7 protein-coding genes and 1 tRNA gene are annotated in these 7,980 nt (G+C 67.7%); 7 read left to right on the top strand and 1 reads right to left on the bottom strand.

The annotated features are described in order from the left end of the window. Positions 1-134 precede the first annotated feature (134 nt). Positions 135-1,289, top strand: a complete 1,155-nt coding sequence (locus INP57_RS06480; protein ID WP_200069108.1) for a hypothetical protein — start codon at positions 135-137, stop codon at positions 1,287-1,289. Here the strand turns inward: INP57_RS06480 and INP57_RS06475 are convergent. Further along, complete coding sequence (locus INP57_RS06475; RefSeq protein ID WP_200069107.1) at positions 1,286-3,355, bottom strand: NB-ARC domain-containing protein; 2,070 nt, start codon at positions 3,353-3,355, stop codon at positions 1,286-1,288. The two genes, INP57_RS06480 and INP57_RS06475, sit on opposite strands and share 4 nt — an antisense overlap. Before the next feature lie 145 nt (positions 3,356-3,500). On the opposite strand from INP57_RS06475, the gene INP57_RS06470 reads away from it, so the two are divergent. The 6 genes from INP57_RS06470 (at position 3,501) to INP57_RS06445 (ending at position 7,923) form a co-directional block, all read left to right on the top strand. Continuing rightward, positions 3,501-3,573, top strand: a tRNA-Arg gene (locus tag INP57_RS06470). A 258-nt stretch (positions 3,574-3,831) separates the two neighbouring features. After that, positions 3,832-4,215, top strand: coding sequence for a DUF6317 family protein (locus tag INP57_RS06465; protein WP_200069106.1), 384 nt, complete (start codon positions 3,832-3,834; stop codon positions 4,213-4,215). A gap of 80 nt (positions 4,216-4,295) precedes the next feature. Then, entirely contained in the window at positions 4,296-5,624 is a 1,329-nt protein-coding gene (locus INP57_RS06460; protein WP_200069105.1) for a putative T7SS-secreted protein, read from the top strand. Then, positions 5,624-6,232, top strand: a complete 609-nt coding sequence (locus INP57_RS06455) for a hypothetical protein (RefSeq protein ID WP_200069104.1) — start codon at positions 5,624-5,626, stop codon at positions 6,230-6,232. The genes INP57_RS06460 and INP57_RS06455 overlap by 1 nt, the downstream gene beginning before the upstream one ends. Beyond that, a complete protein-coding gene (locus INP57_RS06450; RefSeq protein ID WP_200069103.1) occupies positions 6,229-6,867 on the top strand; it encodes a hypothetical protein in 639 nt (212 codons plus the stop codon). Before INP57_RS06455 ends, INP57_RS06450 begins: the two co-directional genes overlap by 4 nt. A 486-nt stretch (positions 6,868-7,353) precedes the next feature. After that, on the top strand, positions 7,354-7,923 hold the full coding sequence (locus INP57_RS06445; RefSeq protein WP_200069102.1) for a DUF4232 domain-containing protein: 570 nt from the start codon (positions 7,354-7,356) through the stop codon (positions 7,921-7,923). Positions 7,924-7,980 lie beyond the last annotated feature (57 nt).

Here is a 7,980-nt window from a genome sequence, read left to right as displayed (position 1 = left end):
GAGCCGGAGAGCCGGAGAGCCGGAGAGCCGGAGAGCCGGAGAGCCGGAGAGCCGGAGAGCCGGAGAGCCGGAGAGCCGGAGAGCCGGAGAGCCGGAGAGCCGGAGAGCCGGAGAGCCGGAGAGCCGGAGCGGGCATGGCCGCTGAACGCGCCGACCGCTGGTCCACCGTCCCGGTGCGCCGCCGCGTGCTCGGCGTGGTCCGCACGCTGACCGCGCTGGACCGGCTGCACGACGTTTTCGGCGTGCTGGCCGACGATTTCCGCGTGGAGGTGCGGTTCGCGGTCGCGGAAGGTTCGGAGTTCTCCGACCGCCTCGCCGAACACCTGCACGCCGCTGGCATGACCGTCGTCGATTGGCAGGACGCGACGAAGGAGCACTTCGACCTCGCGATCTCCCCGAGCAGCAACGGCGCGCTGCACGAACTGGACGTCCCGCTGCTGACGCTGCCGCACGGCGCCGGCTACCACAAGCTGCGGCCGACGGATTCCGGCGTGGCGGGCGCGATTTCCGGCCTCGCACCCGAACAACTCCTCCACAATGGACGCGTGGTGGCGTCGGTCCTGGCGCTGTCGCACGACGACCAGCTCGACCTGCTCCGCCGTTCCTGCCCGCAAGCGGCCGAGCGCGCGGCGGTCGTCGGCGACCCGTGCTTCGACCGGCTCCGGGCGAGCGTGCCGATGCGCGCGCACTACCGATCCGCCATGAGCGGCGGAAAACTGGTGATGGTGAGTTCGACCTGGGGCGGCGAGTCCCTCTTCGCCCGGCAACCGGACCTGGCCGCACGCCTGGTCGCGCAGTTGCCCGGCGATCACCGGGTCGCGCTGGTGCTGCACCCCAACATCTGGTCCCGGCACGGTGCCTGGCAGATCGACCGGTGGACGCGCGGTGCGCAGCGCGCGGGGCTGATCGTGGTGCCGCCGCACCGCGGTTGGCGGGCGGCGCTGGTGGCTTCGGACGTGGTCCTCGCCGACCACGGCTCATTGGCGCTGTACGCAGCGGCGCTGGGGAAACCGCTGCTGCTGGCCGAGTTCGGCGCCGCCGAGGTCGCTGCGGGAACTCCGGCGGCCGATCTGGGCACTCGCGCGCAGTTCCTCGGCCCTGGCGACTTGCGGTCCCAAGTGGACGGTGCGATCCCGCTGCCGGAACACGCCTCGTTCGCCGCCCGGACGTTCGCCGCACCGGGCGGATCGACGGCTCGGTTGCGCGCGGTCATCTACGACCAGCTCGGCCTGCCGGAGCCCGACTACCCGGCACGTCCGGAACCGGTCGAGGTGTTCGCCGGGAGTTAGAGCTGTTCGCGCAGCTGCTCGGCGCGCGGACTACCGGCCTGTTCCAAGATGTTCAGCGCCTCCGCGGCGCATTCCCGCGCGGCCGCGGTTTCGCCGATGTGCGCGAGGGATTCCGCCAGCAGCTCCAACGGTTCCGCGAGGTCGTGCGAAACCCGCCGCTCCCGCGCGTCGGACTCCGCGGCACGCAGCACCCGCACGGCCTCGGCGTGGTCGCCGAGCCGCTGGTGCACCCGCCCCATCGCGACTCGGATCCGGCCCGGTGTGCGCTTGTCCTGCGGATAGTCCTGGAGCCGGTCCAGCGCGCTGTGCAACTGCCGCAGCGCATCGTCCGGTCGTCCATCGCCTCCGAGCGCGCGCCCGAGCATGTATTCCTGCAGCGCCATGGCGCGCGGCAGCCCCAACTCCGCGTTGAGGTCGCGGGCCCGCCGGAACAGCGGTATCGCTTCGGCCCACGAGCTCTGCTCGAGGTGGGCGCGGCCGTGGAACTCCAGTGCCGAAGCCAACGCCCGCCGGTGCCCGGCCCGCTCCGCCACCTCCCGAGCATGAGCGGCCTGCTCGTGCGCCGCGGAGAAATCGTGCTGTTCCGTGTGCAACCGCACCAGCAAGGTCCGCATCCGGGCCTCGGCGACCAGGTCCTGCGCGCGCTCGGCGGAAGAAACTCCGTTGCGCAGCGCCGAGATCGTGTCCGCGTAGTGCTTGTGCTGGTTGTGCAGCGTCCACACCGGACTGTCGCAGAGCGAGATCACGACCCGGTCCCATCCCTGCTGGTGCGCGGTGTCCAGCACGGCCAGCAGGTTGACCCGCTCGCGCTCCAGCCATTCCAGCGCGGAGTCGTGGTCGAACGGGTTCTCGCCCAGCAGCTCGTCGTCGTGGCCGACCCGGAACCGCTGCGGCTCCATCACGGCCCGGTCCGCGTACGCCCCGCGCAACCGGTACCAATCCGCGAGCCTGCGCAGCGCCGCCGCGTCGGCACGCCGCTTCTCCACCGCGTGCAGCCGGACGAGGTCGTGGAACCGGAACTCGTCGTGGTCGTTGCGTTCCAGGAGGTTCGCATCGTGCAGCTCGTAAAGGAGGTCTTCGGCCTCGTCGACAGTCAGCCCTGCCAGCGCGGCCACGGCGTCGGCCGCGAACGCCGGTCCCGGAACGTTGCCCAGCAGCGCGTACAAATCCCGCTGCGCCTGCGGCAGTTCCTCGACGGCGCGGTCCAAGGCGTTGCGCACCACCGGCTCCCCGCCTTCCTGCAAGCGGTCAAGCCTGCTGTGGTCGTCTTCGAGTTCCGCGGCGACCCGGGCGAGTTTCCAGCCGGGCCGCTTCGCGAGCCGTCCCGCGACGATCCGCAACGCGATGGGCAACCCGCCGCACAGCTCGACGAGCCGCCGCGCGTGCGCGGGTTCGGCATCGACACGCGCAGCGCCCGCGGAGCGCAGCACGTCGACCCCCGCAGCCGCGTCGAGCCTCGGCACTTGCAGCGACAGCACACCGTCGACCGCCAACTCCGCCATGCTCCGCCCGCTGATCACTCCGACCAGCGCCGCGGACGAGGCGGGCCGCAGCTGAAGCAGCTCCCGCGGTTGCACGACGTTGTCGAAGACCAAGGCGACCGAGCGACCGCTGGTCTTGCTGCGGTAGAGCGCCAGCGCAGCGTCCGACGACCCCGGATACTCCTCGCCCAGCGCGGACAGGCAATGCCACAGCACTTCGTCGAGCCCGACGCTGCGCCCCCGCATGTCCAGGTACACCACATCGTCGAACCGCGCCCGCGCACCGTGCACCCACCGCGCCACCAACGCGCTCTTGCCCGTCCCGCTGCCCCCGCTGACCAGGACGCACAAGGCTTGATCAGGAGCCCGCTGCGCACCCAACGCCGCGTCCAGCTCCGCCAGCACGTCCTCCCGGTCGACGAAAAGCGCCGGCGCGGGCGGCAACTGCTGAGCACGCAACGCTTCGCCGCGATGATTGTGAATGTGCACGTCGCCGACCGTCTGCGCCTGCACCAGGTTCCGGACGTCGCCGACGTTCTCGTTGCGGCCGAAGTTCTCGTTCTGGCCAGCGCTCTCGTTGACCATCCCACTCCCCAGGCACGACCGACTCGACCCCGTGACGATCACATCACCCTACGCCACCCGTCACCCCTGCCCCGGCCGTCCGCACTCCCTGCTGTCAACAACCACGCCCCGGCCGGTACCCTCCAGGGGTCGACACGTCGACCACGCCCCCGTAGCTCAGGGGATAGAGCACGGCTCTCCTAAAGCCGGTGTCGCAGGTTCGAATCCTGCCGGGGGCGCATACGCTGACCAGCGGAAACGCTGGTCACGAGGTTCGAGTTCTGTCGGTATGGGCGGCTGCTGCGTCCGGGTCTTCACCGACGCCTACCCGGTCACCGGTAAACCAGGCCAACGCGATGGTCAACGGCCCAAGGCGCCAGCCCCCGAGTTAAGACCTCCGGTGCGGCGCGGGTCTCGTCTTTCTTCTGTTCTCCCCCACGCGCGCCGAGCGATTGCTACTTTGCCCGGGCAGCGATCGTGCGAAGAGGAAGGTTTCCGTGGGGGACGGCTACCGAGTCCACATGGACAAGCTGGCGCAACTGGTCAACGACCTGGACCGCGCGGCCGACGACATCACCACCGCGAACAACGCGCTGAGCAACGCCCGAGGCCGCGACCTGGGCACTCCGGGCATCGACAACGCCAGCGAGCACTTCCGGGAACGCTGGTCGCACGGCATCAAGAAGATCTCCGAAGGCGCCAAAGCGACCAGCGACGCCCTCGACGGCGCCCGCGCCACCTACGCCAAGCTCGAAAACGAAGTCGCCACGCTGGTCGCCTCCGCAGCCGAAGCCCAGCCGGGGAACTCGGGCGGCGATCACGGCCGGCCCGCGGACGGCGAGCAGCCCTCGAGCATCGAACAACGCATGGCCGGGCAATGACCGCCCACGTGGGCGCCGGAACCACGTAGCTCCAGGAACTGCTAAGACACCGTTTCGGGCAACCAGATAAGGACGACAGGGTGACTGGAACCTCCGAGTATCCGGTGCTGGGATTCGACCCCGCGCCCGGCACAGTAGCGACGGTCGAATCCGTGGCCACCGATCTTCAACAAGTTTCGACCAAGATGGGTGACGCTCATCAAGCCCTGACCAAAATCGGGCGCGAGGACGGGATCTGGGAAGGCCAGGCAGCCGACGCATTCCGCAGAACTGTGGGTGAACTGCCGAAGTACTTGGAGCAAGCGCACCGTTCACTCGGTGACGCGGCACGGACGCTCACCCAGTGGTACGAGCATTTGGGTTCCATGCAGCAGAAAGCGCGCAGCTACGAGGCCGAAGCAGCCGCAGCGCAGCAACGAGTGCGCCAGGCCGAGTCCAATCCGCACTTCAACCTGGCCAACCAGCACTTCCCGGACCGAGCATCGCTACAGCAGGCCCAAAGCAAGCTGGACGCCGCCCAATCCACCCTCAACAACGCCAACGCCGACCTCGAAGCGATCCGCGAACAAGCGACTCGCTTGCTGCACCAGCACGACGACCTGGCCAAAACCGTCGAGGACGCGCTACGGCGGGCCGCCGACGAAGCCCCTGAAAAGCCGGGCTTGCTCGAACGCCTCGGCAACGCTCTCGACCAACTCGGCCAAAGCATCAGCGACTCCGCGGACAAGGCATGGCAATGGATCCAAGACCACGCCGACGACCTCAAGCAAGTCGGCGATGTGCTCAGCACTGTCGGAAGTGTGCTCGGCGTCGTCGCGCTAGCTACCTCCTGGATCCCGGGCGTGAACGCGGTCACGGCCGGGGCGGCGATGACCGTGAGTGCCGCAGCGTTAGGTGTGAACGCACTGGCCAAGGCCGGCGGTGCCGACGTTTCCTGGGGGAAGATCGCCACAGATGCTGTCGGGGTTATCCCGGGCGGTCGTATCCTGGCAGGCGCCAAGAACGCTGCGTCCCAGGCAGCGAAGGTCGGCTTGGCTGCCCAAAGCACGGGGAGGGCAGGCAGGATCGGTCAAGCCGTCACCGGAACCGGCAAGGTGACCACCGAATCGAAGGTGCTGAAAGATGTGACCGGAGTCGGTGGCAAGGTGGACATTACCCCCAGCACGATGGCGGAATTGAAGGCCAATCCGAAGGAAGCCATCGACAATGCCGCGACCTTCACCCACACGAAGTCGGTCGAGCTGGTCAACAAGATCCCTAATGTGAACCTGGACCCGTTTTCCAATGCCGGCATCGCAGCCGGCGCTGGAGTAGGCTCCGTCAAGAAGGTTGCCGTGGCCGAGGGCATTGACTACGCGTCGGGCCAGGTGGAATCTCAGATCCAACAGAAAACAGGTGTGAGGCCCTGATGACGAGCACGAACAACACCAGCGCGTTCTCGCCGGAGCGCGAACAGCAGAGAGTGAAGATCCGGCAGTGGGGCCAGGGCACCTGGGCAGAACCGTGCGACGCGATCTTTTTCCACTGGAAGCGGTTTTCCCTGAGCAAGTTCAAGGGCCGTCAAGAGCTGGGCACCAAGCCATTCTGGTTCAGGATCGTCTGGGTGCTGGCGCTGCCTGTGCTTCTCATCTACGGCTGGATCCGGCAAGGTCTTGACGATGCGGGCCTGACCAAAGAGCCCGAAACGAAGACCACACCTGGCTTGATCTCCGTTTCGGGATCGACGAGCAATCCTGCCCCAACCTCGCTGATCGACACGGTAAAACGCGCCCCACGACCGCTATGGATGGTCTTCTCACACTCGCGGTTGGCAGTCGTGGCAGCCGCCAAGGACGAAAGCGCGCCGAGCGTGGTGTGGCAGACGGACGAGGCCGCCAGTGTGCGCTTCCACCATGCGGCGCAGAACAGCATCGAAGTCACCTGGCCGGATCGTTCCCGCGTCTTCTTCTACCCAACGATCGAAGAGCGGGAAATCATTACAGGCTTCGTCCGGTCCACCTGGAACGACCCGCGATGACAACAGCGTCCACCCCTGCCCTGCCGAGCTATTCCCTCCTTCTCCCGGAAGGCTTCATCGAACTACCCGGCGGTGAGCCGACTGACGCCAAGCTGCACGCGCTCGCCTCCACGATCGCCTTCCGCTTCGGCCTGCCCGCCGACACCGAGGTCGACCAGAGCCTGGCCGGAACAGCGGCCATGCTGATGACCCTCGGCGCCTCGGCCGAGGCTGGTGGCGCGCACTACTCGGCCGCTGCGGTTTTCCGTTCCGCCCAGCAGTCGGATCGACCGTTGATGGTCGTGGTGAGCTGTTTCATCGTGATGTCCGAGCATGCTTCGCCGCGTACCGCGGTCGCTGGTTTGGAGGAGTACTACAACAACGAGCCAGGCACGGACGTCGAACAGGTCCGCTTGCCGGCAGGGGATGCGGTCGTGACGAAGACTGCAAGCAATAGCACGATTGAGGCCAACGACCAGGTCGTCGAGATCAGTAGCCACGCGATCACAGCCTGGGTTCCGAACCCGGCTGGGCCGGGAATCTTGAACGTCTCGATCACCAGCAACAACCCGGAAGATTGGACGGACATCGTCGACCTCGCACACGGCATCTTCGAAACGGTTGAATGGGCACCGCGCGAAGAACCGGTCGAGTGAAGGCCAGGGGTTTCATGCTCCGTCGCCAACGGCTTCCGAGCGGCGTTCGTCTCCGGTTCGGGTGAGAGCCGCTCAGCGGTTGATATAGCACGCGCGACCAACACCCAGATTTCCGAGCAGCACCGCGAACAGATCCGCCGCATGCCCGCGCAACTCAACCAACGAGACAGCCTCCGCCGTGCACTTCTCCGCCCGGTCTCCCTGCACCGGACGCATTAGACGCTCGTGAAACGCAAGGCGGGGGCGCGTGTTCGCGCAACGCGCCCCCGCCTTTCTCAAAGATGGTCGCGTTTCCTATTGGAGCACACGCAACTCCCAACGAACGAATTGCGCCGTCCGGACCGAACGGCGCCACCGGGATCCCGTTCCGAGCCGCGACGACGGTGCGCGCCACGGCGAGCACGCGAGGCAACCTGAATCGGATTCGGGCGTCTTACTGGGAGAGGCAGGCGGGAACACGGACTCCCGCAAGGAGAGGAGCAGAACATGCTGCGGACCACCCTTGGGGCGCTGGCTCTGGCGGGCACGGCCTTGACTATGACGGCGTGCGGAGCCGGTGCCCAGGCGGGCCAGTCGGCGCTCGACGTGCAGTCGGCCGCCGGGAACAACGCGGTGCGCACCGCCGAGGTCGACACCCCGCGTTGCGGCACCGGCGATCTGAACGCCAAGTTCGGCGGGGTCCTCGACGACGGCTCCGGCCAGCTGCGCATCCAGCTGGAGTACACCAACGTCTCCGACCACGAGTGCATCCTGCGCGGCACGCCGGGCGTCGACCTCATCGGCCCGATCGACCCCGTGCACGGGCCCACTTATTCGGTTCCGCGGATCGACGACGGGGACCCCGGATACCTGCTGAAGGCCGGCGAGAGGGGTATCGCCTGGCTGACGGTGCTCCCCGACCACAGCCCGGAAGCGTGGCGGCCGACGGAGCTGATCACCATTCCGCCGGGCCAGGAGGACCCGCTGCGGATCCCGTGGTCGCACGATTTCGGCGTGGTGCGCCAGGACGGCGCCACCCACCCGGGCACCTACGTGCACAACTTCAAGCCGTTCTGATCGGCCGAGCGGACCGTTCGTGCCACCTGGCCGTTCGGTCCGCTCCCAGTCCAGGAC

The organism is Saccharopolyspora galaxeae, assembly GCF_016526145.1.
Lineage (GTDB): Bacteria > Actinomycetota > Actinomycetes > Mycobacteriales > Pseudonocardiaceae > Saccharopolyspora_C > Saccharopolyspora_C galaxeae.
This window is presented reverse-complemented; position numbering and strand designations above follow the sequence as displayed.